22 protein-coding genes and 2 pseudogenes are annotated in these 26,441 nt (G+C 72.4%); 12 read left to right on the forward strand and 12 right to left on the reverse strand.

Annotated features, from left to right (window positions below):
* Positions 1–114 precede the first annotated feature (114 nt).
* From EDC02_RS42620 to EDC02_RS00990, 6 genes and pseudogenes are all read left to right on the forward strand, one after another.
* Positions 115–1,566 (forward strand): annotated as a pseudogene (locus EDC02_RS42620) (CotH kinase family protein); the annotation flags it as partial.
* Positions 1,567–1,626: 60 nt separating this feature from the next.
* Positions 1,627–2,037: pseudogene (locus EDC02_RS42625) on the forward strand (cellulose binding domain-containing protein); the annotation flags it as partial.
* 175 nt (positions 2,038–2,212) lie between these two features.
* Positions 2,213–2,632 carry a cold-shock protein gene (locus tag EDC02_RS00975; protein ID WP_123600296.1) on the forward strand — a complete coding sequence of 140 codons (420 nt, stop codon included), beginning with the start codon at positions 2,213–2,215 and terminating at the stop codon, positions 2,630–2,632.
* A gap of 211 nt (positions 2,633–2,843) precedes the next feature.
* Positions 2,844–3,956, forward strand: coding sequence for an endo-1,4-beta-xylanase (locus EDC02_RS00980; RefSeq protein ID WP_123600297.1), 1,113 nt, complete (start codon positions 2,844–2,846; stop codon positions 3,954–3,956).
* Positions 3,957–4,270: 314 nt separating this feature from the next.
* Positions 4,271–5,137, forward strand: coding sequence for a polysaccharide deacetylase family protein (locus EDC02_RS00985; RefSeq protein WP_123600298.1), 867 nt, complete (start codon positions 4,271–4,273; stop codon positions 5,135–5,137).
* Complete coding sequence (locus EDC02_RS00990) at positions 5,134–6,066, forward strand: family 16 glycosylhydrolase (RefSeq protein WP_123600299.1); 933 nt, start codon at positions 5,134–5,136, stop codon at positions 6,064–6,066. Before EDC02_RS00985 ends, EDC02_RS00990 begins: the two co-directional genes overlap by 4 nt.
* 79 nt (positions 6,067–6,145) lie before the next feature.
* Here EDC02_RS00990 and EDC02_RS00995 read toward each other — a convergent pair whose 3' ends face one another.
* Genes EDC02_RS00995 through EDC02_RS01015 form a run of 5 tightly spaced genes read right to left on the reverse strand, consistent with a single transcriptional unit; the run spans position 6,146 to position 13,075 of the window.
* Positions 6,146–8,563: a hypothetical protein gene (locus EDC02_RS00995; protein WP_123600300.1), complete on the reverse strand. Its 2,418-nt coding sequence runs from the start codon at positions 8,561–8,563 to the stop codon at positions 6,146–6,148.
* Positions 8,560–9,936 (reverse strand): lipopolysaccharide biosynthesis protein, encoded by a 1,377-nt coding sequence (locus EDC02_RS01000; RefSeq protein WP_123600301.1) that lies wholly within the window; start codon positions 9,934–9,936, stop codon positions 8,560–8,562. Before EDC02_RS01000 ends, EDC02_RS00995 begins: the two co-directional genes overlap by 4 nt.
* Positions 9,933–11,225: a glycosyltransferase family 2 protein gene (locus tag EDC02_RS01005; protein WP_123600302.1), complete on the reverse strand. Its 1,293-nt coding sequence runs from the start codon at positions 11,223–11,225 to the stop codon at positions 9,933–9,935. Before EDC02_RS01005 ends, EDC02_RS01000 begins: the two co-directional genes overlap by 4 nt.
* The gene (locus tag EDC02_RS01010) at positions 11,222–12,184 is read right to left on the reverse strand and encodes a glycosyltransferase family 2 protein (protein ID WP_123600303.1); all 963 of its coding nucleotides are present in this window, start codon (positions 12,182–12,184) and stop codon (positions 11,222–11,224) included. The genes EDC02_RS01005 and EDC02_RS01010 overlap by 4 nt, the downstream gene beginning before the upstream one ends.
* Positions 12,185–12,187: 3 nt before the next feature.
* On the reverse strand, positions 12,188–13,075 hold the full coding sequence (locus tag EDC02_RS01015) for a glycosyltransferase family 2 protein (protein ID WP_123600304.1): 888 nt from the start codon (positions 13,073–13,075) through the stop codon (positions 12,188–12,190).
* A 482-nt stretch (positions 13,076–13,557) separates the two neighbouring features.
* Here EDC02_RS01015 and EDC02_RS01020 point away from each other — a divergent pair, with 482 nt between their 5' ends.
* Entirely contained in the window at positions 13,558–15,399 is a 1,842-nt protein-coding gene (locus tag EDC02_RS01020) for a glycoside hydrolase family 6 protein (RefSeq protein ID WP_199757466.1), read from the forward strand.
* A gap of 93 nt (positions 15,400–15,492) precedes the next feature.
* Here the strand turns inward: EDC02_RS01020 and EDC02_RS01025 are convergent, their stop codons facing one another.
* The 3 genes from EDC02_RS01025 to EDC02_RS01035 all read right to left on the reverse strand — a co-directional run bounded on the left by EDC02_RS01025 (position 15,493) and on the right by EDC02_RS01035 (position 17,181).
* Entirely contained in the window at positions 15,493–15,804 is a 312-nt protein-coding gene (locus EDC02_RS01025; protein WP_123600305.1) for a hypothetical protein, read from the reverse strand.
* A gap of 151 nt (positions 15,805–15,955) precedes the next feature.
* The gene (locus EDC02_RS01030; RefSeq protein WP_123600306.1) at positions 15,956–16,576 is read right to left on the reverse strand and encodes a hypothetical protein; all 621 of its coding nucleotides are present in this window, start codon (positions 16,574–16,576) and stop codon (positions 15,956–15,958) included.
* 11 nt (positions 16,577–16,587) lie between these two features.
* Entirely contained in the window at positions 16,588–17,181 is a 594-nt protein-coding gene (locus EDC02_RS01035; RefSeq protein WP_123600307.1) for a hypothetical protein, read from the reverse strand.
* A 335-nt stretch (positions 17,182–17,516) separates the two neighbouring features.
* Here EDC02_RS01035 and EDC02_RS42495 point away from each other — a divergent pair, with 335 nt between their 5' ends.
* From EDC02_RS42495 to EDC02_RS01055, 4 genes are read left to right on the forward strand one after another with little or no spacing between them, the layout of a single operon-like run.
* On the forward strand, positions 17,517–20,099 hold the full coding sequence (locus tag EDC02_RS42495; RefSeq protein WP_123600308.1) for a nitrate- and nitrite sensing domain-containing protein: 2,583 nt from the start codon (positions 17,517–17,519) through the stop codon (positions 20,097–20,099).
* A gap of 11 nt (positions 20,100–20,110) precedes the next feature.
* Positions 20,111–20,521 (forward strand): roadblock/LC7 domain-containing protein, encoded by a 411-nt coding sequence (locus tag EDC02_RS01045; RefSeq protein WP_123604380.1) that lies wholly within the window; start codon positions 20,111–20,113, stop codon positions 20,519–20,521.
* Positions 20,511–20,897, forward strand: a complete 387-nt coding sequence (locus EDC02_RS01050; protein WP_123600309.1) for a DUF742 domain-containing protein — start codon at positions 20,511–20,513, stop codon at positions 20,895–20,897. The genes EDC02_RS01045 and EDC02_RS01050 overlap by 11 nt, the downstream gene beginning before the upstream one ends.
* Entirely contained in the window at positions 20,878–21,480 is a 603-nt protein-coding gene (locus tag EDC02_RS01055; protein ID WP_123600310.1) for an ATP/GTP-binding protein, read from the forward strand. The genes EDC02_RS01050 and EDC02_RS01055 overlap by 20 nt, the downstream gene beginning before the upstream one ends.
* Here EDC02_RS01055 and EDC02_RS01060 read toward each other — a convergent pair.
* Genes EDC02_RS01060 through EDC02_RS01075 form a run of 4 tightly spaced genes read right to left on the reverse strand, consistent with a single transcriptional unit; the run spans position 21,459 to position 25,098 of the window.
* Positions 21,459–22,154: an LUD domain-containing protein gene (locus tag EDC02_RS01060; RefSeq protein ID WP_233605678.1), complete on the reverse strand. Its 696-nt coding sequence runs from the start codon at positions 22,152–22,154 to the stop codon at positions 21,459–21,461. The two genes, EDC02_RS01055 and EDC02_RS01060, sit on opposite strands and share 22 nt — an antisense overlap.
* On the reverse strand, positions 22,147–23,637 hold the full coding sequence (locus EDC02_RS01065; protein ID WP_199757783.1) for a lactate utilization protein B: 1,491 nt from the start codon (positions 23,635–23,637) through the stop codon (positions 22,147–22,149). The genes EDC02_RS01060 and EDC02_RS01065 overlap by 8 nt, the downstream gene beginning before the upstream one ends.
* Positions 23,638–23,690: 53 nt before the next feature.
* Positions 23,691–24,425, reverse strand: a complete 735-nt coding sequence (locus tag EDC02_RS01070) for a (Fe-S)-binding protein (RefSeq protein ID WP_123600313.1) — start codon at positions 24,423–24,425, stop codon at positions 23,691–23,693.
* Positions 24,426–24,429: 4 nt separating this feature from the next.
* Positions 24,430–25,098, reverse strand: coding sequence for a GntR family transcriptional regulator (locus tag EDC02_RS01075; protein ID WP_233605679.1), 669 nt, complete (start codon positions 25,096–25,098; stop codon positions 24,430–24,432).
* A gap of 169 nt (positions 25,099–25,267) precedes the next feature.
* Between EDC02_RS01075 and EDC02_RS01080 the strand changes: the two genes are divergently transcribed.
* Positions 25,268–26,338 (forward strand): lactonase family protein, encoded by a 1,071-nt coding sequence (locus EDC02_RS01080; RefSeq protein ID WP_123600314.1) that lies wholly within the window; start codon positions 25,268–25,270, stop codon positions 26,336–26,338.
* Positions 26,339–26,441 lie beyond the last annotated feature (103 nt).

Consider the following 26,441-nt stretch of genomic DNA (forward strand, 5'->3'; position numbering starts at 1 on the left):
GGCAGCGACCCGGGTACCGGCGTCGACAAGACGGGCAGCGGACCGTTCACCGCAGCCGACCAGATTGCGGCCGCCGACGCGGCCGACGACCTGGTCGGCGACATCCAGTTCTCGGTGCCCAGTGGCGCCTTCCAGGGCGAGGTCGCGGTGTCGCTGAGCACCACGGTCAGCGGCGCGCAGATCCGCTACACCACGAACGGCCAGCTGCCGACGGCGCAGTCCACGCTCTACTCCGGTGCCGCGCTGCGCTTCACCGGCACCACCCAGCTGCGAGCCCAGGCGTTCGTCGGCGGCACGGCCTCCGGCGCGCCCGGCACCGCGATGTACGTCGCCCGCGCCGTCACCACCAACCACGACCTGCCGGTGGTCGTGGTCGACACCTACGGTGCCGGCCGGCCGGCCCGCGAGTACTTCGACTCGTCCCTGATGATCTTCGACCCGGGCGCCGGCACGACGGCGTTGGACGGTGCCCCGGCGGTCGCCACCCGGGCCGGGTTCAAGCTGCGTGGCCAGTCGTCGTCGACGTTCGAGAAGACCCCGTACCGGCTCGAGTTCTGGGACAACGACGACGATGACGCCGACTACCCGGTGCTGGGCATGCCCGCCCAGTCGGACTGGGTGCTGCGCGGCCCCTTCCCGGACAAGTCGCTGATCCGCGAGGCGTTCGTCTACGACCTGGGCCGGGAGATGGGCCTGTACGCCCCGCGCTACCGCTTCGTGGAGTTCTACCGGAACACCGACGCCACCCCGGTCGGCGACGACGACTACATGGGCGTCTACATGATCGTCGAGACGATCAAGAACTCGAAGGTCCGGCTCGACCTCAAGCAACTCGACGAGGACGACCGGACGTTGCCGAAGATCACCGGTGGCTACATCTGGAAGTTCGAGTGGATGGCCGCCGAGGAGCCGACGCTGCCCTGCACCGGGCCGGCCGCCACCTGCTGGAACTACCTGGAGGTCGCCGACCCCGACCCGTTGCAGCCCGAGCAGGCCGACTGGTTGCGCAGCTATCTGCAGGAGTTCCACGATGTGCTGCGGGCACCCAACTTCGCCGACCCGGAGACCGGCTACCGGGCGTACATCGAGGTCGACACGTTCATCGACCAGATGATCCTCAACGAGCTCAGCCGGGAGATGGACGCGTACATCCGCAGCGCCTACTTCTACAAGGACCGCGACACGAAGATCTTCGCCGGGCCGCTGTGGGACTACGACCTGACCTTCGGCGTCGGCGGCTTCTTCCAGAACGACCAGACCGCCGGCTGGCAGTACCAGCAGATTCGCCAGCCGGTGGCGAACGACTGGTTCAACCAGTTGATGCGTGACCCGGCGTTCGTCAACGAGGTACGGCTGCGCTGGCAGTCGCTGCGGCGCGGTCTGCTCTCCGACGCGTCGCTGCGGGCCCGGATCGACGCCCTGGCCGCACCGCTGACCAACGGTGCGCAACGGAACTTCCAACGGTGGCCGAACCTGACCTCACCGATGATCGGGTTCTTCTTCACCCCGACCGCCCCGACCTGGCGGGGTCAGGTCGACTACATGCGGGACTGGACGCTGCAGCGGGCGGCCTGGTTGGACTCCACGGCCGGCTGGGGCGGACCGACCACCACGCCGCCGCCGACGACCGCACCCCCGACCACGCCGCCGCCAACGACGCCGCCACCCACGACGCTGCCGCCGACCACCCCACCGCCGCCCACGACCGCGCCGCCGCCGACCACGCCACCCCCTGGCGCCGGCTGTACGGCGACGTACTCGGTGACCAGCCAGTGGCCGGGCGGTTTCCAGGGTGAGGTGCGGGTGACCGCCGGGTCCGCACCGATCAGCAACTGGACGGTGAGCTGGACCTTCGCCAACGGTCAGACGGTCAGTCAGGCGTGGAACGCCACCGTCACCAGCCAGGGGGCCTCGGTCACCGCCCGGAACGTGGCCTACAACGGGGCACTCGGCGCCGGAGCGAGCACCAGCTTCGGCTTCCTGGGCTCGTGGAACGGCACCAACAGCACACCTGCGGTGAGTTGCACGGCGAGCTGACCGGGCCGGCACCCGTGTGACGATACGTACCCGGCATCCATGCCTGCGCTTGGTATGGTGCTGGGTACGTGTCGGTTGCGGTCGTGGTTGTGGTGGTCCGGGGTGCCGTGGTCCGGGGTGCCCAGTGGTTGGGTGCCGTAGCGGTCGCGAACGGGGTCGGTGAGGAGGCTGCGGTATGGGTGCCGGCCGGGTGGTCAGGTTCGACGAGGGGCGCGGCTATGGGTTCATCGCCCCGGACGACGGTGGCGACGACGTTTTCGTGCACGCCGGTGAGCTCACGCAACGGGGAATTCGGGTGGCGACCGGCACCCGGGTGTCGTTCAAAGTGATCGACGGCGGTCGCGGTCCCAAGGCGTACGACGTCGAGATCATCGACGACGCCACCGGCTCCGCCAGCGGCGCGGTCAGCCGGCCGGCGGGCACCTCCGGCGAGGGCGGCGACGACGAGCTCTGCGAGATCTTCTCCGAGCCGGAGTACCTGCAGCGGATCACGGAGCTGCTGCTGTCCGACGCGCCGTACCTCACCGGTGCGCAGATCGTCGAGTTGCGTGGCCACCTGCTGCGGTTCTCCCGCAAGTGTGGCTGGGTCGACTGACCCGCTGGCCGCACTCCGCCGCCTGACGGCGTCCTCCGGCCTGCCCGGCCTGCCCGGCCTGCCAGCTTCGCATCCAGGGTTGACTATGGCCTCCGGCGGCCATAGGTTCCAATCAACTTACGGAAGTATTCCGGAAACCACCGTCCTGGTTTCGGGGGCTTTTCGGCCTCGCGTCCCGGGTGCTTCCGCCGCACCGTCCCGGAAGGATGCCATGAAGGCGACCCGCATATTCGCCGCTGGCGTACTCTCCGTGGCCATGATGGCTACGGTTGGTGCCAGCGCTTCCGCGACCTCCCACTCCGGCCGCCCGCCCGCCGGCGGCCCACCCATCTCCGACCAGTCCCTGCGCGGCCTGGCCAAGTGGAACAAGCTGCAGGTCGGCACCGCGGTCAACATGACCGCGTTGGCCGAGGACGAGACCTACCGCGACCGGATCGCCACCGAGTTCTCCAGCGTCACCGCCGAGAACGTGATGAAGTGGGAGACGCTGGAGCCGGTCCGGGGCGAGCGCGACTACGGGCCCGCCGACGAGCTGGTCGACTTCGCCCGCCGCAACAAGCAGGTCGTCCGTGGGCACGTCCTGGTCTGGCACAACCAGAACCCGGCCTGGCTGACCGAGGGCGTCGAGTCCGGTGAGATCGACGCCGCCGAGCTGCGGCAGATCCTGCGCCAGCACGTCACCGAGACGGTCCGCCACTTCAAGGGCCGGATCCACCAGTGGGACGTGGCCAACGAGATCTTCGACGACAGCGCCGAACTGCGGGACTCGATCTGGCTGCGCGAGCTCGGGCCGTCCTACATCGCCGACGCGTTCCGCTGGGCGCACCGGGCCGACCCCACCGCCAAGCTGTTCCTCAACGACTACAACGTGGAGGGCATCAGCGCGAAGAGCACCGCCTACTACGACCTGGTGCGGGAGCTGCGCCGGCAACGGGTTCCGGTGCACGGCATGGGGATCCAGGGCCATCTCGGAATCCAGTACGGCTTCTGGTCGGCAACCGCCGTCGCCGAGAACCTGCGCCGGTTCGAGGCGCTCGGGTTGGAGACCGCGGTGACCGAAGCGGACGTCCGGATGCCGATGCCGACCGACGTGATCAAGCTGCAGTCGCAGGCACAGGGCTACAACACCCTGCTGCAGGGTTGCCTGCTGGCGGACCGGTGCAACTCGTTCACCTTCTGGGGCTTCACCGACAAGTACTCCTGGGTCCCGGACTGGTTCGACGGCGAAGGCGCGGCGAACATCCTGGACGAGGAGTACCAGCCGAAGCCGGCATACGACGCGGTCCGGGCGACTCTCGGCCTCGCCGTACCACCGCGCCGATGACCGCCACGGGACCGTCCACTGGACAGCACCCTGGTAACCCTCGGCATTGATTGACCGCTGTACCGTCCGGCCGTAGCCTGACCGACAGAACAGCCGAAAATACCGGACAGATCCCGGAAGTTTCACGGCTGTTCCAGCTGGTCCAATGCTCCCCAGTGCCGGACCAACGACCACCGGCCGTGGCTGCCCTGGCGAACTCCGACCCCAGCCAGTTCAGCCACGGCCGGTTCGGCGGTCACCGCCGAGCACGGCCGGCGACAAGGAGCAGCGGCGAGAAGCAGGTTTGCCCCGCGTAGGCCGGGTAGACACCCCGGATGACCGGGTCCGAGCCTCCGGCGTACAGCTCCGCGGCACGCCCGAGTGCCGCGCGACCGGCGCTGCCCGTGCTGATGTACCACTCGATCTCTTCGGCGGCCCGCGGGCCGTTGCGGTCGCTCGCCGTCGGACCGACCCGGTTCGCCGAGCAACTCGCCGCGCTCGCCGACGCCGGCTACCGGATGGTCGGCCTCAGCGAGGCGCTCGACCTGCTCGACGACGCGGCGATCGACCGCAACCGGCCGGCTCCGTCGATGGTCGCGCTCACCTTCGACGACGGGTACGCCGATTTCCTCACCCGGGCGCTGCCGCTGCTCGACGCCGCGGACGCCCGGGCCACCCTCTACCCGTCGGTCGGGCACCTCGGGCAGTACGCCGACTGGCTGGGCCAGTGGGCCGACGAGTTCGGCCCGCTGCTGGACTGGACCCAGTTGGACGAGGTGGCCGGGTCGGGCCGGGTCGAGATCGGCTCACACGGTCTGCTGCACCATCCGCTCGACGTCCTGCCGCCGCAGCGGGCGGTGGACGAGATCATCGTCGCCCGGGACCGTCTCGAGCAGCGGTTCGGCACCCCGGTCCGGTCGTTCTGCTACCCACACGGCTACCACGACTGGCGGGTCCGGGCGGCGGTCCGCCGGGCCGGGCACGACAACGCGTGCGAGGTGGGCCGACGGCGGTACCGGCCGGGCGACCGGCGGCTCGCCGTACCCCGGCTGCTGCCGACCGGTGACCACGACGGCGCCGCGCTGCTCGACCTGGTCCGCACCGGCGGACCCCGGATGGTGCCGCAGGCGAAACGGCTGGCCCAGCCCGCCTGGCGGTTGACCCGGCGGGTGGCCCGGCGGGCCGGCCGGCAGTTGACGTGACGGCCCGCCGTCGGTGGCGGCGCGGCGGCCCACTCGCGGTCGCCGCCGGCCTCGCCGCGCTGGTACTGACCCTCGGTGTGCTGGTCCCGCTGCTGCAGCACCGCGCCAACCAGCCGGACCCGCCCGACCAGACCAGTCAGCCGGACCAGCCCGACGGGACAAGTCAGCCGGATTCCGGCGGCGGACCGCCGCCGGCCGGGCCGCCACCCACCGCGGCCGGCGGCGACCGGACGACGAACCCGTCCGGGATCGCCCTGCCCTCCGGCGATCTGCCCGGCTGGCGGCAGATCTTCGTCGACGATTTCGACGGCACCGAGCTGAGCGACGACTGGTTCGCCTACTCCGGGCAGCCGGACGGTGATCCGGGCGGCTGGTTCGACCCCGGCCACGTGTCGGTCGGCGCCGGCATGCTCACCATCGGCGGCTGGCGGGAAGCCAGCCGGGACAACATCTACGTCACCGGCGGGGTGTCCAACCGGCGGGCGGTGACCCGCAGCTACGGCCGGTACGACATCCGGTTCCGGATGGACCAGGGCACGGGGATCGCGTACGCGCTGCTGCTCTGGCCGGGCGACAACGTCTACCCGCCGGAGATCGACATCGCCGAGGACAACGGCAAGGGCCGGGACCGGATGTACGGGGTGCTGCATCCGGTGACCGGCGACCGGATCGGGCACGACGTCGGCGGCGACTTCACCCGCTGGCACACCGCCGGTCTGGAATGGACGCCGGACCGGCTGGTCTACACCCTGGACGGTGAGCCGTGGGCGACGATCACCGGCGACCAGGTTCCGGACGAGCCGATGGCGCTGGCTCTGCAGAGCCAGGCGTGGTACTGCGGGCACACCTGGGAGGCCTGCCCGGACGAGACCACACCGGACGTGGTGAACCTGCAGATCGACTGGGTCGCCATTTACGCTCCGGACTGACGTCCGGCGGAGCATCCCGCCTGACGTCCGGCGGAGCATCCCGCCTGACGTCCGGCGGAGCATCCGGCCGGACGGCCCGTCACCCGGCGTACCGGTAGACGGTGACGTCGTCGCTGCGTTGGAAGACCGACCAGCCGTCCCGGCCGTCGAGCAACCGTTCCAGACGGTCCAACGAGCCGGGCGGGAAGTAGCCGAAGTAGTCGGACTGCCGCCGCATCCCGTCGCTGACCACCAGGTACGCCGGGTCGCCGGTGAACGAGCCGAGGAACTCCTCGATCGCCGGCAGGTGCTCGCCGTCCAGCGCCGCGCCGCGCAGCTGCGCACCGACCACCAGGTCCGGCTCGCCGGCCGGCACGTCGGTGTTGAATCCCGGGTACGCCGCAGTCAGCCGGCTGGGGAAGTTGGACGTGGCGACCGCGATGGTGGCACCCGGCTCGGCGGTCGCGTACAGCTGGCGGGCGGCGGCCACCTCGTCGGCGGTCTGCCGGTCCACGGCCAGCTGCCCGTGCCGACCCTGCACCGTACCGAGGGCGAAGCCGCCGAGCGCCACGGCCACCGCCACCGCCGCGACCGGCCCCAGCCACCACCGCCGACGCCGACGCCGGCCAACCTGATGCTGGTCGGCGCGGTCGAGACGTCGGTCGGCGCGGTCAAGACGTCGGTCGGCCCGGTCGACCACCGCGCGGGCGATCAGGAAAGCGCACCACGGCGCGGAGAACAGGAACACCCGGTAGATCGCCTCGCCGCCGTAGCTCTGCGCCGCGAGCAGGACGAACGGCGTGGCGGCCAGCAGCGCCGGCACCAGCACGGTGCGCAGCCGGCGACGGTACGCCAGCACCGCCAGCACGGTCAGCGCCCAGACGGTCAGCGCGAGCGTACGGACCACGATCGCCGAGAACGCCTGCCCGGTCGAACCCCAGCTCTCGGCGTTGCCGGCGGCGTTGGAGAAGATGTCGAACCCGTCGAAGACGCCGAACGCCGCCGACACGAACCCGAACCGGGGCAGCAGGTAGCCGAGCACGACCGCGCCCATCGCCAGCGGCAGCCAGCGGGGCCGGACCAGCCGCAGCGCGGCCAGCACGGCCACCTGCGCCACGACCAGGTACGGCGACAGCTGGTGGGCGGCGGTGAGCACGGCCAGCAGCGCCAGCGCAGCCCCTGTCGCCCAGCCCCTGACCCGGCGGTCCGGTCCGGCGCGGCGGTCCGATGCGCTGGCACCGGCCGGCGAGCGCAGCCAGGTCAGCACGATCAGCAGCACCCCGAGGCTGAGCAGGAAACCGAACGCCTGCGGGGACAGGTAGTCCTCTTCCACCCAGTTGATCGCGAAAAACCCGAACACGGTCAGGTACGCCACCCGCCGGTCGTCGGCGAGGGTACGGGCGATGGCGTACAGCACCGGGGCGGCGGCCAGGTTGAAGAAAACCGGTGACCAGTCGGCCAGCGTGGCCGGCGCGATGCCACCGGCCGCGCCGAGCTGAGCGGCACCGGCGAACAGCGCCGGCCACTGCTGGTAGATGTCGGTCGCCGCGTCGACCGGGTTGCCCGCCGCGATGAGGTCGATCACCCCGAGGTGCTTGTACGTCCAGGCGTACTGCGGCTGGTCGAGCAGCAGCGGGGTGGTGCCGTGCAGCAGCACGACCAGCAGCACCAGGTAGCCGGCGACGGCCAGCCCGCGCCCGGTCGCCCGGTCGGGCGCGGTCGTCCGGTCGGGCGTGATAGGCCGGTCGGCGACTGGCCGCAGCCCGGCCAGCGCGGCGACGAAGCCGGCGACGGTGAGCGCCAGCGCGGCCAGGAAGAACGGACTGACGGTGCCCAGCAGCCCGAAACCGCCCACCTCCGTCACATCTGTGCGGGACACCGCGATCCACCACAGCGCCAACGCCGCACCGATCACTACGGCATGCGCCAGCAGCGGCCACCAGGCGACAGCCGGCCGCCCGGCGAGGGTCGGCCGCCCGGCGAGGGTCGACCGTCGGACCGGCCCGGGGCGGGAACCGAGGCCGTGGCCCGCTCGCGCGGCCCGGAGCAGGCCGGCGGCGCTGACGGCCGCCACCGCCACCGCCATCGCGCCGACGGCCAGCCTGGGCTGCCACCAGCCGACCCAGACCGCTCCGGTGGCCACGGCCGCGTACCCGGCCAGGCTGGCCAGCACGGTCGTCGCCCACCGGGTCGCCGCCGGCCGGACGGTCAGGTGGCTGAGCAGCGCGGCACCGGGGCCCAGGGCGGCGAACGCGACCGCGGTCGGGGCCTGCCACGGGGTGCCGGCGGCCAGGCCGAGCAGCGCCAGGACCGCGACGATCAGACCGGTGCACGCCTGACCGGTCCGGCCGGCACGCGGGTCGGGCGCGGTGTCGGCGGCTGGCCCGGTGTCGCCGGCCGTCGCGGTGTCGCCACGCCGGCCGGCGGCACCGGCCGGGGTGGTCTCGGCAGCCGGGGCGGCCGGCACGGCCGCTGGCTCGGGGAACGGGCGGACGGGACGCAGGGCGAGATCGGTCATCCGGCACCTCCGGTGTCGGCGGTAACGGTCTCGGACTCGGCGGTACGTCGGGCCCAGGCCGGGGCGTTCGTCGCGTCGCCGGTGGCCCGGTAGCGGCGGATCAGCCCGGGAAGCAGCACGATCGCGACCGCGGCCTGTGCCATACACAGCGCGGCGGCCGGCGCGATGATTCCGACCCGGGGCAACCCGACCCAACTGACCAGCAGGAACGCGGCGATGCCGATCGACTGGACGGTCACCACCGGCCACATCCGCTTCTCCATCATCGCGAATGCGCAGTAGAGCAGGATCACCCCGGTGAACGGCAGCGACAGCCCGATCAGCCGCAGCGTGTCGGCGCCCTCGGCGGCGTACTGCCCGCCGAGCAGCCGCAGCAGCGGCCCGGCCGCCCCGGCGAGCACGGCCGCACCCGGCAGCACCACCGCCGCGACCAGCAGGACCGCCCGGTCGACGTGTGCCCGGGCCGCCGTCGCGTCGCTGGACGCGGTGACCACGAACGAGGTGACGACGTTCCACAGCAGAGTGCTACCGGCCACCCCGATCACCCACGGAATGTAGAAGTAGGCGCTGGCGGTGGCGCCCAGCACGCTGGCCACCAGCACCGGCGGCAGGTACGCGACGGCGTTGGTGAGCAGCCCGTTGACGTACTCGGCGGAGGCGAAGCCGAGCAGTTCCCGCCGGGCCGGGGCGGGGGCCGCCGGTGCGGTGCGGGCGTGTGCCGGGGCGAGCCGGGCCAGCACCCACCAGTTGACCCCGAGCATGGTCGCCAGCATCGGCACCGACCAGGCGACCAGCATGCCGTCGCCGGCGGCGGTGCCGGCCAGCAGCGGCAGCAGCGCCACCTTGGCGGTGGACGCGATCACGTTCTTCGCCGGTACGCTGCCGGCCCGCCGCAGCGCGGTGAGCACTCCGTCGGTGATGAAGAAGATCGCCGTGCCGACCACGGCGGCGACGAAGAACAGCCGCTGCGTCGGTGCCGGGCCGATGATGCCGGTGCCCATGCCGAGGGCCAGGAACCCGCCGCTGAGCAGCAGTGACATCGCCGCTGACGCGGCGTATCCGGCGAGCACCAGCCGGCGGGTGTGCCGACCTGCACCGGGCAGGAACCGGGCGTACAGGTTGATCAGGTTGAGCTGGGCGAGCCCGGCCAGCAGCGTCATCGCCGACACCGCCGCCGACGCCCGCCCGACCGCCTCCGGCGCGAACCAGCGGGCGGCCACCACCCAGAACACGAACCCCAGCGCGGCGCTGGCCACCGTGGAGGTCATCAGCGCCGCCGCGCTGCGCAGCAGCGCCGGCCGGCGGACCACCACCACCACCACCACCACCACCACCGCCGCCGCCGGTGGGACGGTGGTGCCCGCGGCGGTCACGGCCAGCCCCGCATCCGACGGCGCAGCCGCCGGTCGGCCATCCGGCTGCGCAGGTACGCGACCGGCCCGGCGAGCAGCCCGCGCCGGTTGGCGCCGACCAGCTCGCGGGGGAAGTCGTCGCGCAGCCCGGCCAGCCGCTGCCCGCCACCGCCGCCGAACGTGTCGCGCAGCGCGGTCGGGGCCAGCCGCAGCAGCGGCCCGAGCAGCCGCGGTTCGCGCAGCAGCAGGCTGGTGTAGGCGGCGGTCAGCCCGGTGCCGTAGCCGACCAGCTGGTTGCGCAGCCCGGTGAGGTCACGGCGGTGGTGGTGCCAGACCAGGGCGCTGGGCTGGTAGGCGACGGTGCCGTCGGCGACCAGCACCTGCATCAGGGCCAGAGTGTCCTCGGAGCCCATCGCCGGGGTGCCGGCACCGAGCGCGGTGTCGAAGCCGCCGATGCGCTCCAGCACACCGGGCCGGAAGGCCATGTTGCCGCCGGCGCCGAACGGCGGCAGCGGGTAGAGCGGGCTCTGCCGGTGTGCGGTGGCCGGGGAGAACACGTCCGGTGTAAAGCCACGACCCTTGCTGTGCCCGCCGTACTGCTCGAACCACAGCTGCGGGTCAGTGGCCAGCTCGGCCGGCACGATGGCCCCGGTGACCGCGTCGGCCTGCGGGTGGTCGGCCAGGGCGCGGGCGATCTCGGCGAGCCAGTGCGGGTCGGCCACCTCGTCGTCGTCGATCCAGGCGACGATCTCGCCGATGGTGGCGCGTAGCGCCCGGTTGCGGGCGTGCGACAGGCCGGGCCGGGGTTCGCGGACGTAGTCGACCGGTGCTCCGTGGCCGTCGGCGGCCCGGGCGACCACCCGGACGGTGGCGTCGCTGACCGGCGCGTTGTCCACCACCAGCACCCGGAACCGGGGGTACTGCTGGGCGAGCACGCTGTCCAGGGTGCGGGCCAGCCCGGCGGGCCGTTCCCGGGTGCAGACGACCACGGTGATGTGCGGCGCGTCGTCGAGCACCTCGGCCCGCCGGGTCAGGTAGCCGGGTTCGGGCCGGTCGGCGGGGGGGATCTCCCGGTCGACGGCGGCGGCGAGGTCCGCGGCGGTCAGCCCGTGCGGCGGTACGTCGAGCAGCAGCGCGCCGATCGGCTGGGTGAACTGCCGGACCAGCAGCCAGGCGCGTTCCACCCGGCGGCCGGCCGGGTCGGTCCCGGGGACGTCGGGGAGCCGGTCGGTGATTTCCAGGTCGATGACGGTGGCCGGGATCCGGTCCGCGGTGCCGGCCGGGAAGTGCACGGAGGTACGCGGGTTCATGGGGCGGCTCCGATCGGTGGGGGTGGGGACGGAGTCTGGGTGGTGCGGCCGGCGAGTTCGGTCAGTGCGCCGGTGGCCGCTGCGGCGGTGCCGGCGAGGATGGCGCCGGCCCGGGCGGCGTGCCGGTGGCCGCGTCCGCGCAGGGCCGCGCCGATCTCCCGGCGCAGCGCGGCGGGCAGCGTACGGCGCAGGTAGTCCTGCTCGGCGCCGAGGCTGGGCGCGCCGTCGAGCAGCCCGGCCATCATGATCTTGCCGCGGCCTTCGGCGTGGCAGCGGCGCAGGAAGTAGCGGAAGGTGCTGTGCCTGACGGGTACGCCGTGCGAGATGACCGCCTGCGGCACGTACCACCACTGCCCGCCGGTGACCGCGGCCATCCGCAGGCAGAGTTCGGTGTCCTCGGGCCGTGCCCGGTTGCCGACCTTGCCGAAGCCGGTGCGGAAGCCGCCGGCGGCGAGGAACGCGTCGCGGCGTACCGCCATGCTGGCCGACCAGACGTTACGCACCGGTCCGGGCCGGACCGGCTGGCCGGCGTACGAGCCGCCGACCGCCCACCGGAACTCGGCGGGGAACCAGCCGGGCTGGTGCCGTTCCCAGGCGGGTTCGATGGCGCCGCCGGCCCCGACCACCTTGGGGTCGGCGAAGGCGGCGACCAGTCCGGCCAGCCAGCCTGGGTGGGCGACGACGTCGTCGTCGAGGAACACCACCAGGTCGCTGCCGGCGTGCCGGGCACCGGTGTTGCGGTTGCCGGAGACACCCCGCTGGTACGCGTTGCCGAGCACGGTCACCGCAGGCAGTTCCCGGCGGATCCGGTCGGCGAGCGCCGGGTGGTGGTCGACCACGACGATGATCTCGGCCGGGGCGAGGTCCTGCCGGCGGACGGACTCGACGGCGGTCCGCAGCCCGGCGAGCCGGTCCGGGTGGTGGGTCGGTACCACCACGCTGACGGTTGGTCGACGCATCGCTCAGCCCTCCTCGACGGTCACCGGTACGGCGGCGGTCTGCTGCCGGCGGTGCTGCCGGCGGGTCCGGCGCAGTCGGCGTTCGCGGCCGAACTCACTGAGGATGGTGCGCAGCACCCGGGTGCCGTCGCGCACCGTGTCGAGGTTGCTCTCGCCGTGGATCCGCAGGTGCTCGATGCTCGGCACCTCGGTGATCCGCAGCCCGTGGGCGGCGACCCGTACGTTGATCAACGTTTCGATCTCGAAGCCGTCGCCCCACAGCTTGCCGCCGTCGGCGGGCCGGGGGGTGGTCGGGTCCGGCAGGTCCAGCGTCGGGACCACCCGCCGCCAGAAGGCGTTGTAGCCGTAGCACAGGTCGGTGAACCGGGTGCCGAACAGCAGGTTGACCATGCCGTTGAGGCCTTCGTTGCCGAGCCGGCGCAGCGGGGTGATGTCGTGGCTGCCGCCACCGGCGCGGAAGCGGGAACCCTTGGCGAAGTCGGCACCGGCGAGCAGCGCGGCGACGAAGCGCGGGATCTCGGCCGGGTCGGTCGACCCGTCGGCGTCGATCATCACCACGATGTCGCTGGTAGCGGCGGCGAAACCGCAGGCGAGGGCGTTGCCCTTGCCGGTACGGGTCTGCTGGACGATCCGCACCGCCGGCCAGAGTTCCCGTGCGACCTGCACCGTACGGTCGACCGAGCCGCCGTCGACGACGATGACCTCGTCGACGTCGCGGGGGAGCCGGGCGAAGACGTGCGGCAGGTTCCGCTCTTCGTTGATGGTGGGGATGACGACGGTCACCGACGGCAGGTGCGGGCCGGGCCGGGTCGTCGGCGGGGCCGGGTGCGGCGGGGTCGGGTGCGGCGTCGGCGGGGTCGGGTGCACGCGGGTGTTGGCGAAGACGGACATGCCGGTGTCCTCCGGGGGGTGGGGGAGGGTGCGGGACACCAGGCGACGCGGGGCCGTTCGCGAGCCGCCCGGACTGACTAGCGGTCCATCACCGGGGGTCAACAACCTGATATGCCGGTTATTTCGGGCGCCGCGCGGGTCAGTGGGCTGGGTCACATCCGCCGTTGCGTGGTCGCTCCGACCAGGGCCGGCATCAGGTGATGCCGGGCGTGCGCGCTGAGCCGCGCCGGGCGGGGACCGGGTGGGGGATCGTCACCGGCAGGTTTCCGGGCGGTTGCGGTGGGAGCGTTCCCATGACATGATAATGATCGATTGGCGCTGCGGAGCCAGCCAAGCACACCTGTTCGCCGAGGGCAACCGGATCTTCCGGACCGGCGATCCGACCGCCGAGTCGTCCGTCCGACGACAGGTGGTGCACCGACCTCACCAGGGTCCCGGCCGATGCGCCGGTGACCAGTTATGTCGCGAGGAGACAACTCCGCATGAACCTGAACCCACTACGCGGCGCTGGGCGCTCGCGGATGCGTCGCGGCCTGTCCGCGGCCGCCGCGGTCGTACTCGGCTCCGGTGTGCTCGTCGTCGCGGCCACCCAGGCCAGCGCCGCCGCCGGGTGTCGTGTCGACTACTCGGTCAACCAGTGGAACACCGGATTCACCGCCAACCTGACCGTCACCAACCTCGGTGACCCGCTGAGCAACTGGACCCTGGAGTGGGACTACTCCGGCAACCAGCAGATCACTCAGGCGTGGAATAGCGAATACACCCAGAGTGGTACGCGGGTGACTCTGCGCAATGCGCCGTGGAACGGTTCACTCGGCACCAACGCCAGCGTCAACCCCGGCTTCAACGCGAGCTACTCCGGCACCAACACCGCACCGACGGTGTTCCGCCTCAACGGCGTGGCCTGCAACGGCACCACCCAGCCGACGAGCCAGCCGCCGGTCACGACCGCGCCGCCGACCACCGCGCCGCCGCCCACGACCGCCCCGCCGCCCACGACGCTGCCGCCCACCACGGTGCCGCCTACCACGGTGCCGCCGACGTCTCCGCCGCCGACCGGTGGGCCGCGGGTGGACAACCCGTACGTGGGTGCGGATGTGTACGTGAACCCGATCTGGAGTGCGAACGCGGCGGCGGAGCCGGGTGGTAGCCGGATCGCGGATCAGCCGACCGCGGTCTGGCTGGACCGGACGAGTGCGATCTACGGCAACAACAGCCCGACGACCGGTGACATGGGTCTGGCCGACCACCTGGACGAGGCGGTGGCGCAGGACGCGGCGAACGGCAGCCGGTCGTTGGCGATCCAGATCGTGATCTACAACCTGCCGGGTCGGGACTGTTCGGCGTTGGCGTCCAACGGTGAGCTGGGTCCGGATGAGATCGACGCGTACCGGGACGACTACATCGATCCGATCGCGGAGATCATGGGTCGGGCGGAGTACCGGAACCTGCGGATCGTGTCGGTGATCGAGATCGACTCGCTGCCGAACCTGGTCACGAACGTGAGTGGTCGGGAGACCGCTGTTCCGGAGTGTGACGTGATGCTGGCCAACGGCAACTACGTCAATGGTGTCGGCTACGCGCTGGCGCAGCTCGGTGCGGTGCCGAACGTGTACAACTACGTGGACGCGGGTCACCACGGCTGGCTCGGTTGGGACAGTAACTTCGGTCCGAGCGCGCAGATCATCGCGGAGGCTGCGAACGCGTCGGGTGCCTCGCCGTCGGACGTGCACGGTTTCGCCACCAACACGGCGAACTTCTCGGCGTTGCAGGAGCCGTACATCACGGTTGACGGCACCACCCGGCAGTCGAACTGGATCGACTGGAACTACTACAACGACGAGTTGTCGTTCGCGCAGGCGTTCCGGCAGCGGCTCGTGCAGGAAGGCTTCTCCTCTAGCGTGGGGATGTTGATTGACACGTCGCGGAACGGGTGGGGTGGTGCGTCTCGGCCGACCGGGCCGAGCAGTGCCAGTGATCTGAACACCCGGATCGACGAGTCGCGGGTCGACCGGCGGATCCACAAGGGGAACTGGTGCAACCAGTCGGGTGCGGGTCTGGGTGAGCGTCCGACCGCGGCGCCCGCGTCGGGTATCGACGCGTACGTGTGGATCAAGCCGCCGGGTGAGTCGGACGGTTCGAGTTCGGAGATCCCGAACGACGAGGGTAAGGGCTTCGACCGGATGTGTGACCCGACGTACACGGGTAACCCGCGGAACAACAACAACATGAGTGGTGCTCTGCCGGACGCGCCGGTTTCCGGGCACTGGTTCTCGGCTCAGTTCCAGGAGCTGATGGCGAACGCGTACCCGCCGTTGTCGTAAGGCTGGGCGTAACGCTGAGCGGGGCCCGGTGCCGGACACGGCACCGGGCCCCGCCCCATATCGGTCTCTGAGTGGCCCTCCGGATCCCTCCGGTCAGGGCACGGTGCGTTCAACCGCCGCAGCGCCGTCGTGTTCCAGCTCCTGACGCGCCCGCTCCACCTGCTCCGGGCTGCCGTCACCACCCTTGGCCACCGCGAGGTCCTCCGCGTCCCACGGCTGCTCGGCACCGGTCCGCACCCGGACCGGACCGGCCTTGCCGTCCGGTGGCTGGAAATCCGGACCGTCCTGCTCCGTGTCCGGATCGGTGACCAGCAGCGGCACCGTGGTGTCGTCCTCGACAGCGGCTACCACCGCCGGTTCCTCCTCCAGCGGCACCCGGCCGATCGCATGGTCCCGGTCCGTCATGGTTGCCCCCTCCCGTCGGAGCCGTCGAGGACAGGGGTACCCGGGGCAGGGGCGGATATGCGCGGGGCGCCGACGTGCGGACATGCGCGACCTCCGGCGCAGCTGGCGCCGGAGGTCGCTGAGATCGGGAAGGTCGGGTCCTGGCGACGGATCAGAGCGACAGCACCCGGTCCAGCAGGTCCCGGTAGCGGCGGACCGCCATCCGCAGTTGCTCGGTGTCCTCCGGACCGGCGTCGGTCCACCCGCCGAGTTCGTCGCGCTGCGCGGTCAACGCCGCGGTGAGCGCCTCGACGGCCTCGGTCACAAGGTTCTGTGCCTCGCCCGCCGCGGCGTGCGGGTCGTCGACGAAGCGCAGCTGCACGTCCCGCCACCGGTCCCGGAACGCGTCCGCCTGCTCCGTCGCGAAGATCCCCGTTGGCACCGGCTGTCCCGCCGGCACCGGCTGCCCGGTCTGCTGCGGTTCGCCGCCGTCGCCCACCCGTACGGTGTCGTCGTCGCTGGGGTCGCGCGGCTCGTGCAGCCGCTCCGGGCCAGCCATCGCCGAGGCCGCGACCGCGCCGCCGACGGTGGCGGCGCCGAACGCGGTCGGCTGTTCGACCGGCTCGTGGTGGACCGGCTCGTCCCGGTCGGGCGTCGCCATGCCGGAGACGACCTCGGTACGGTCCGGGTCCACGTACCCGTCGCGGTCGTGACCGGCGTCCGGACGGCCCGGTCCGCCGTGCGGGGTGATGACCTCGGTACGTTCGTCGTGCCACTGATCGGTGCGGGCCATGGTGTCTCTCCTCAGCGGGTCGAAGCTTCCGTCGGGGTCGAGGCTTGTTCGGTCGGGGTCGTGGTGGGTACGGGGTCCTCGCCGAGCAGCTCGGCGAAGAGCGCCCGGTAGTGCACCACGGCCTGACGCAACTGCTCGGTGCTCGCCTCCCCGCGCTCGTTGGCCAGATGGATCTCGTGCGCCTCGCGGTACCTGCCGAGAGTACGGGCGTGCTCCACGGAGAGCTGAGCCACCTGCTCGTCGTAGTCCCCGGTCGGGTAGCCGAGTTCGGCGATCAGCCGGGTGAGCAGTTCGTCGGCGTCGCCGACCGCGGCGCCAGGCGCGTCGACGAACCGGGTCTGCACGTCGGCCCAGGCGGCGGCGTAGCGGGCGCGGGACGTTTCGGACAGCGGGGTCAGGGTCAACTCGGCGTGCCGGCGTTCCCGCTGTCGGAGCTCGCGCTCGGCGGCGCTGCGGCTGTCCTGCTCGGCGACGACCCGGTCGTACTCCGGACCGAAGGTGCCACGCAGGTCGTGGCGCCGCCGCCACCGGGTCCAGAGCAGGGCGAGCGCTGCGAGCACGACGAGAAGTACGGCGGCGATGAGGACGATCTCGATGGGCGACATGGTTGTTCCTCCTTCTCGCCCTGGTATTCCCGCTCGACCGGGATCCTCAATCCAGGTTTGTCACATTTCCTTGACGATCTCGCCGGCATCTGATCCGGATCGGCCGCCGGGGTGGTCCGCTGCAGGTCGCGACGACGACCGTGGATGCCGCCGTATGTGGCCGCTTTCGGTACGCTCCGTGCCCACAATCGACCGCTGAGTGCCTCTGGTAGTGCCTGAGCCGTTAATTACGTATCCTTCCGGAGGCGCCGGACACGACTGACCGTCCACTCACCCGGACCGGTCGGTTCGCATCCGCCGCGCCAGCTCAGCCACCACCGCGCCGGCGAGGTCTGATGAATACCCGCAACTGGTCGATCCGCTCGAAGATCGTTGCGCTGGTCGCTGTCCCGATCGCCGCGCTGCTGGCGCTGTGGATCTTCGCGACGTCGCTGACCGTCGGCCCGGCGCTGAGCCTGCTGGGTGCCCAGGCACTGCTCGACGACGTCGGCCGCCCCGGCGAAGCGGTGATGGTCGAGCTGCAGCGGGAACGCCGACTCTCCGTGGTGTACCTGTCCCGCGCCGATGGTCAGAACGCGCTGCGCGCCGGTGACCTGCGGCAGTTGCGGGCCCAGTGGGAGGCGACCGACGCGGCGGTCGAGGAGTTCCGGCGCTCCGCTCGCGGCGACGAGCCGCCGGCGGATCCGTCCGTGCTGGACGAGCGGATCGCGGCGACCCTGTCCGAGCTGGAACTGCTGCCGTCCGGCCGAGGGTTCATCGAGCGTCGGGAGATGGACGCAGCCGGCGCGCTGGGCCTCTACAGCGGCATCGTCGACACCGCGTTCCAGATGTTCGGGGCGTTGGCCGGGCTGCCGGACAACGAGATCAACCGGCAGGCGCGGGCGCTGACCGACATCGGGCTGGGCCGCGACCTGCTCGGCCGGACCGACGCTCTGCTCGCCGGGGCCTTCGCTGCCGGTGAGTTGACCGCCGCCGGCCACCTGCAGCTGGTGCAGATCGTGGCCAACCAACGGTTCCTGTTCGACCGGGCGGTGGCCGAGCTGCCCGACCCGGACAGCCGGACCTACCACCAGCTCGCCGCCGGTGACGACTACACCGGGCTGCGGCAGATGCAGGACACGCTGATCGCCGGCGGGCCGGCCGAGGACGGGCTGCCGGTTTCCGAGTCCCGCTGGCGGGCCAGCTACCAGCTGGTCCAGGAGCAGCTGCGCGAGTTCGAGCTGCTCGCCGCCGCCGCGTTGACCGAACGCAGCATGCCGACCGCGATCGCCATTCTGGCCCGGCTCGCCGCGGCCGGCCTGGTCGGCCTGGCCGCGGTGATCGTCTCCGTGGTCATCTCGCTGCGGGTCGGCCGGTCGCTGATCCACCGGTTGACCGGGCTGCGCGCCGCCGCCCTGGAGCTGGCCGGCGAGCGGCTGCCCGGGGTGGTCGCCCGGCTACGGCGCGGCGAGGACGTCGACGTCGTCACCGAAGCCCCGCCGCTGGAGTACGGCGCCGACGAGATCGGCCAGGTCGGGCACGCGTTCAGCGAGGTGCAGCGGACCGCCGTCCGGTCGGCCGTCGAGGAGGCGGCGCTGCGTCGCGGGCTGAACGAGACGTTCCTCAACATCGCCCGCCGCAGCCAGACGCTGCTGCACCGGCAGCTGGCCGTACTGGACCGGATGGAACGGCGCAGCACCGACCCGACGGAGCTGGAGGACCTGTTCCGGGTCGACCACATGGCGACCCGGATGCGTCGGCACGCCGAGGACCTGGTGATCCTCGCGGGGGCCGCACCGGGCCGGGGATGGCGCAACCCGGTGCCGATGGTCGACGTGATCCGGGGTGCCGTCTCCGAGGTCGAGGACTACGCCCGGGTGCACGTCACAACCGTGGAGGCAGCAGCGGTCGCCGGCCGAGCGGTGGGCGACGTCATCCACCTGCTGGCCGAGCTGATCGAGAACGCCACGTCCTTCTCCCCGCCGCAGACCCGGGTCACCGTCATCGGCCAGAGCCTGCCCAACGGGTACGCGGTCGAGGTCGAGGACCGGGGCCTCGGCATGGAACCGGACACGATCGAGGACGCCAACCAGCGCCTCGCCGAGCCGCCGAACTTCGACCCGCACAACAGCGCCCGGCTCGGCCTGTTCGTCGTCGCCCAGTTGGCGGCCAAGCACGGTGTACGGGTCCGGCTCCGGCCGTCACCGTTCGGCGGGATCACCGCCGTCACGCTGATCCCGGCGGAGCTGGTGGTGCCCGAGTCCGAGGTGCTGGCGCTGCCGTCCGGCCGGCCACCCACCGCACTGACCACGGTCCGGCCGACTCCCGCGCCGGACGCGCTGGCCACCGTGCGGCCGGGCCCCGAGCCGGAAGCGCTGACCACCCTCCGGCCGGGCCCGGCACCGGAGGTGGCCGGGCGGCCGACCGCCGAGCCTGCGGCGGAACCGACCGGGGTGCAGCTGCCGGCCCGCCGCCGTCCCACCACCCTGCCGACCCGGCGGTCCAGTGGCGCGGGCGCGACCACCGAGGACGGCCTGCCGCGCCGGGTACGCCAGTCCAGCCTGGCGCCCCAACTGCGCCAGGCGCCCGATTCGCCCGGGGCCGACGGTCAGCCGCTGCGGGAAGCCCCGCAACGGTCCCCGCAGGAGGTGCGGTCCCTGATGTCCGCGTTGCAGGCGGGAACCGCCCGGGGCCGGCAGGCGGCCGGCCTGCCGGCGGCCGGGCAGCCGGGTGGCACCGGCGACACGACGTCGATCGCCGACGGCGGCCCGGTGCCGCCGGCGGGCGACGGCACCCCCGGTCCCGGCGACGAGCCGGCTGCCGTGGCATCGGAACCGTCCCCGACCGGGCCGACCGGCCCGGTCCGGGGCACCGCGACTCCGCCTCCGGGCGCGGTGCTGCCGCCCCCGGCGACGGAAGAGTCGGAGAGGGAGCTGTAGCTGTGCACACCATGCGGCATGCGATGAACCTCGACTGGCTGCTCGACGACCTCGTCGACCGGGTCCCGACCGCGCAGCAGGCCGTCGTGCTGTCCGCCGACGGGCTGCTGATGGGCGCGTCGCGGGGGCTGACCCGGGAGGGCGCCGAGCACATGGCGGCGATGGCCGCCGGCTTCCAGAGCCTCGCCAAGGGCGCCAGCCGGCACTTCGGTTCGGGCCCGGTACGGCAGACCGTGATCGAGATGGAGTCGGCGTACCTGTTCGTCACCGCGGCCGGGCACGGGGCGTGCCTGGCGGTGCTCGCCGCGGCCGACGCGGACATCGGCCTCATCGCGTACGAGATGGCGATGCTGGTCACCCGGGTCGGGCAGACCCTCAGCGCACCGAGCCGGACACCTGCGGCGCAATCCGATGCGGGGTGATCCGGCCGGACCCCACGACTGGCTGGACTCCGACGCCGGCCCGGTGGTCCGTCCGTACACGGTGACCGGGGGGCGGGTGCGGCCGACCGGTGCCACCTTCGACCTGCTGGCCTTCGTGGTGGCGAAAGCACCGGAGGGCACCGACGGGGAGGCCCCGCTGCAGCCGGAACACCGGCGCATCGTCGGGCTGGCCCAGCAGCCGGTCTCGGTCGCCGACCTGGCTGCCGACCTCGATCTCGCGCTCGGCGTGGTCCGGGTCCTGCTCGGGGACCTGCTCGCCGCCGGACTGATCGCCCTCTACGAACCCCCGGCTTCGGCCGCTCACCCCCACGACGACATACTCAAGGCGGTGGTCAATGGACTCCGTGCGCTCTAACTGGCATCAGCCTTCCCGGCGGGTCCCACTCGCGCTGAAGATACTCATCGCGGGCGGTTTCGGCGTCGGGAAGACCACCCTGGTCGGCGCGGTCAGTGAGATCCGGCCGCTGCAGACCGAGGAGGTGCTGACCAGCGCCAGCCTGGGCACCGATGACACGTCCTGGGTGGAGGGCAAGAACACCACGACCGTCGCGATGGACTTCGGCCGGATCACCATCAACGATGATCTGCAGGTCTATCTGTTCGGTACGCCGGGGCAGGACCGGTTCTGGTTCCTCTGGGACGAGTTGGCGTTCGGCGCGCTCGGTGCGGTGGTGCTGGCCGACACCCGTCGGCTCGCCGACTGTTTCCCGTCGGTCGACTACTTCGAGCAGCGGGGCACGCCGTTCGTCGTCGGGGTCAACTGCTTCGAGGGGGCGCAGCAGTTCAGTCAGGACTCGGTGCGCCGTGCGCTCGACCTCGACCCGGATGTGCCGATCGTGCTGTGCGACGCCCGCAACCGTGGCTCGGGCAAGACGGTGCTGATCGCACTGGTCGAGCATGTGGCGTACCTGCGCGGTCAGCCGGTGCCGGCGGGCTGACCTGCCGCCGGTTGCCGGCCGGTGTCGACCAGCACGACGTCCAGCCGGCGCGGCCCGTGCACCCCTTCCACCCGGTTCAGTTCGATGTCGCTGGTGGCGGACGGTCCGGAGATCAGCGTGATCGGTCGGGTCGGGACGGCCAGCCGGGCCAGCGCCGCCGGTACCCCGGCCACCACCTGGTCGGTCCGGACCACGCAGACGTGATGGTCGGGCACCAGGGTGAGCCGGCGTGGGCCCTGCGCCGGGCCGGTGTCCAGCAGCACCGTCCCGGTCCGGCCGATCGCCACCGCGCAACCGGTCAGCGCGGCCAGGCCGGGCTGGTCCAGGTCGGTGACGGACAGTGGCCGGGTGGGGCCGTCGCGTAGCACCTCCCCGGTGTAGCCGCGTAGCCAGCCGTCCGGCAGGTCCTGCGGTACCGCGACCCGGCGCACCCCGGCGAGCACCTCGGCGATCCGGTCGGCCAACCGGTCCGGTACACACCGGTGCACCGTCGCCCGGTAGTCGACCAGCCGGTCCACCAGGAGAGCGGCCGGTTCCGCGTCGGCCGGTTCTGTGCCGGCCGGTTCCGCGTCGGCTGTCCGGTAGTCGCGTGGCACCCGTACCGGCAGCGGCACCGGCCGGTGGTCCCGCGCCGCCCGCAACCGGGCCAGGATCTCGGTACGGGCGTCAGCCACTGCGCGTCCTCCCGTCCTCGTGCGGCCCGGCGCTGTCGTCATGTGGCCCGGTTCCGCCGTCGGGGCGGGTCAGCCACCAGTCACGGAAACTCTGCCGGGGCGGCACCGGCGCGTCCCGGCTGGCCGTCCAGCCGGCCAACGGCCACGGCAACCGGCGGACCGTGCCGCGCCGTCCGGCGGCCAGCCGTACCGGGGCGGCTGCCCGGCGGGCGGCGCGCAGCGCGGCGGCGTACCGTCGGCGGTCGCGCATCACCCACGACATCGCGCCCATCGCGGCGCGCTCGGCGGACGGGCGTCGGCGGGCCTCGTCGACCCCACGCTGGCGCAAATGCACCAGCACCTGCGGGATGTCGATGCGTACCGGGCAGGCGTCGAAGCAGGCGCCGCAGAGGGTCGAGGCGTACGGCAGGGTCCGGTTCGCTCCGGCCCGGGGGCCGGTGAGCTGCGGGGAGAGGATCGCCCCGATCGGCCCCGGATACACCGACCCGTACGCGTGACCACCCACCCGCTCGTAGACCGGGCAGACGTTCAGACAGGCGGAGCAGCGGATACAGCGCAGTGCCTGCCGGCCGACCGGGTCGGCGAGGGTGTCGGCCCGGCCGTTGTCGAGCAGCACGATGTGCAGCTGCCGCGGCCCGTCGCCGGGGGTCACCCCGGTCCACATCGAGGTGTACGGGTTCATCCGTTCGCCGGTCGACGAACGCGGCAGCAGCTGCAGGAAGATCTCCAGGTCCTGGAAGGTCGAGACGATCTTCTCCACCCCGACCACCGAGATCATCGTCTCCGGCAGGGTCAGGCACATCCGTCCGTTGCCCTCGGACTCGACCACGACCAGGGTGCCGGTGCGTGCCACCGCGAAGTTCGCCCCGGAGATCGCCACCCGCGCGGAGAGGAACCGTTCCCGCAGGTGGCGGCGGGCCGCTTCGGCCAGCGCCGGCGGGTCGTCGGTGAGGGTGGCCAGGTCGACGCCGGGCATCCGGCGGGCGAAGATCTCCCGGATCTGGGTCCGGTTGTAGTGGATCGCCGGGACCAGAATGTGCGACGGCGTGTCCCCGGCGAGCTGGACGATGAGCTCGGCGAGGTCGGTCTCGATCGCTTCGATGCCGGCCGCTTCGAGTGTCTCGTTGAGTCCGATCTCCTGGGTGGCCATTGATTTGATCTTGACGACCTGGTCGGCGCCGGTCCGCCGGACCAGGTCGGTCACCACCCGGCCCGCCTCGGCCGCGTCCCGTGCCCAGTGCACCTGGGCGCCGGCGGCGGTGGCCGCCGCCTCGAACTCCTCGAGCAGTTCGGGCAGGCGAGCCAGCACGTCGTCCTTGACCGCCGCCCCGGCGACCCGCAGCGCCTCCCAGTCCGGCAGCTCGGCGACCATCCGTTCCCGCTTGCCCCGGATGGTGCGGGTGGCCCGGTGCAGGTTGGCCCGCAGCTGGGCGTTGCCCAGCTCGCGGGCGGCCGCGGTGGGGAACGGCAGCCGGGCGGTCACGTTGCCGCTGTCGTTGCTGCCGCTGCCGCTGGTGCCGCTGGTGCTGGTGCTGGTCAATTCGGCTCCTCCGCCGTGCCGGCCAGGATCTGCGCGTAGTGCACCGCTCGTACCGGGCTGCGGGACCGGGTCAGCCCGCCGCCGATGTGGGCCAGGCACGAGTTGTCGGCCGCCGCCAGGTAGTGGGCGCCGGTGCCGCGTACCGCCCGGCACTTGTCGGCCAGCATGGCGCCGGAGACGGCGGCGTTGCGCATCGCGAAGGTACCGCCGAAACCGCAGCACTCCTCGGCGTCCGGCAGATCGCGCAGGTCGATCCCGCGGACCGCACGCAGCAGCCGCAGCGGCCGGTCACCCAGCCGCAGCATCCGCAGCCCGTGGCAGGTCGGGTGGTAGGTGACCGGGTGTGGGAAGGCGGCTCCGACATCGGTGACGCCGAGCACGTCGACCAGCAGCTCGGACAATTCGTACACCCGGGGTCGCAGCTGGTCGACCGCGGCGGCGAGCGCAGGGTCGTCGGCGGCCAGTCGCGGGTACGCGTCGCGGACCATCGCCACGCACGAACCGGACGGGGCGACCACCACCGGGTGGTCGCGGAACGTCTCGACGAACCGGCGTACCAGGGGTATCGCCTCGGCCCGGTACCCGCTGTTGCCGTGCAGCTGCCCGCAGCAGCTCTGGTCGAGCGGAAAGTCGACGGTGTGCCCGAGCCGCTCCAGCAACTGCACGACGGCCCGCCCGGTGCCCGGGTAGAGCACGTCGTTGACGCAGGTGACGAAGAGTGCGACGCGCATCGGCTCAGCCCTGCCGGAAGAAGGGGAGGTGGCGCTGCCGGGCGGCGAGCAGATGCTCGCGTACCGCTGTCTCGGCCCGGTCCGGGTCGCCGGACGCCACCGCGTCGACGATCCGGTGGTGCTCGGCCCCGCTGGTGCGGTAGTGGGTGGGCGGGAAGTGCAGCCGGAACAGGTGCAGGTGCGGTCGGAGGCGGACGACCGCGTCGTGCAGCATCCGGTTGCCGGACCGTTCGGCGAGCAGGTTGTGGAACCGGGCGTCCTGGGCGGTGAAGGCGGCGATGCTCGCGTAGCCCTGCGCGCCGGGCACCGGACCGGGCAGGTCGGCGGCCGCGCGGAGCAGGTCGAGCGTGGCCGGCTCGGTGGACGCCGACCGGGCGGCGGCCCGTCGGGCGGCGGCGGTCTCCAGGATCAGCCGCATCTCGACGAGTTCGTCGAACTCGTCGCGGGTAAGCAGTGGCGTGGCGGTGTATCCGACCAGCGGGCGCTTACGGACCAGCCCGTCGGCTTCCAGCCGGGCGAGCGCCTCGCGTACCGGGGTGGGGGAGACCTGCAGGTCGCGGGCCAGGGCGTCGATGTTGATCCGGGCGCCCGGGGCGACCACGTGGTCCATCACCTGGGCGCGGACGGTCTCGTACACGTCGTCGGTGAGGGTGAGACGACGCGCTGGCCGCACGGGACCCTCCTCGGTGCTCGACCCGCAGGTGGCCGGTCGGGTGGTCGCCCGGCCCGGCAGCGGGTAGATCAAAGATCCTATAGGATCGTACGGATTGAGTCGAGTGTCCGACGTCGGCGGCCCGGGTTCCAGCCGGGCCAGGCCGACGCGGACGGCGGAAGGGAGTCCGGTGCGCGTAGCGGAGCCGAATCCGGCGGCAGAGACGATCTACCTCGGCTGTTACACGGCCGAGGGCGGTGGGAACGGGGCCGGGGTGATGGTCGCCCGCCGGGACCCGGCGACCGGCCAGCTCAGCGAGCCCACGCTGGCCGCCGAGTGCGCCTCGCCGTCGTTCCTCGCCCGGCACCCGCACCGTCCGGTGCTGTACGCGGTCAACGAGTTGGACGAGGGCACCGTCAGCGCCTGGTCGGTCCACGGCGACCGGCTGCGCCCGCTGGGCAGCCGGTCCACCGGCGGGTCGAGCCCGTGCCACCTGGCGTTCGCCGCGACGGGTGGGCATCTGGTCAGCGCGAACTACGTCAGCGGCAGCGTCGCGGTGCATCCGGTCGACGACGACGGGGCGCTACTGCCGCGTACCGATCTGCAGACGCATTCGGGCACCGGGCCCCGACCCGACCGGCAGGAGGGTCCGCACGCCCACATGGTCTCCCCGGACCCGGACGGTGCCGGACTGTACGTCGTCGACCTGGGCACCGACGCCGTGCACCGCTACCTGCTCGATCCGGCGACCGGCACGCTGACCGAGCCGGACCCGGCAATGGCGGCGACGCCGGGCAGCGGCCCTCGGCATCTCGCCCGGCACCCCGACGGCCGGTGGGCGTACTTGGTGGGGGAGTTGGATGCCAGCGTGACGGCGTACGAGATCGACGGGGCCGGTGGGCTGACCGAGCGTGCCCGGGTGCCGGCGAGCGAGTCGTCCGGCGGTGCGGCCGGTGGGGCGCAGCCCGCCGAGATCGCGGTCGGGCCGGGCGGCCGTTTCCTCTACGTCGCCAACCGTGGCCCGGACACCGTCGCGGTCTTCTCGCTGGCCGTCCCCGACCAGCCGAGGTACGTCGCCGAGGTGTCGTCCGGCGGCCGCTGGCCGCGCCACTTCGCGATCGTCGGCGATCATCTGTACGTCGCCAACGAGCGGTCGGACTCGGTGGGCGTGTTCGTGATCGACTCCGCCGACGGGGTGCCGAACCCGGTCGGTGACCCGGCGCCGGCGCCGACGCCGACCTGCGTACTGCCGGGTTTCTGAGGCCCTGCGGCTGATGTCCGTCTCATGACGGCGCGGGCTGTTTGCCGAGGCAGACGGGGTCATGCCGGTCTTCTCGAAACGTAAGGAAGCGGAGCGGCTACCT

This window comes from Micromonospora sp. Llam0 (assembly GCF_003751085.1).
Lineage (GTDB): Bacteria > Actinomycetota > Actinomycetes > Mycobacteriales > Micromonosporaceae > Micromonospora_E.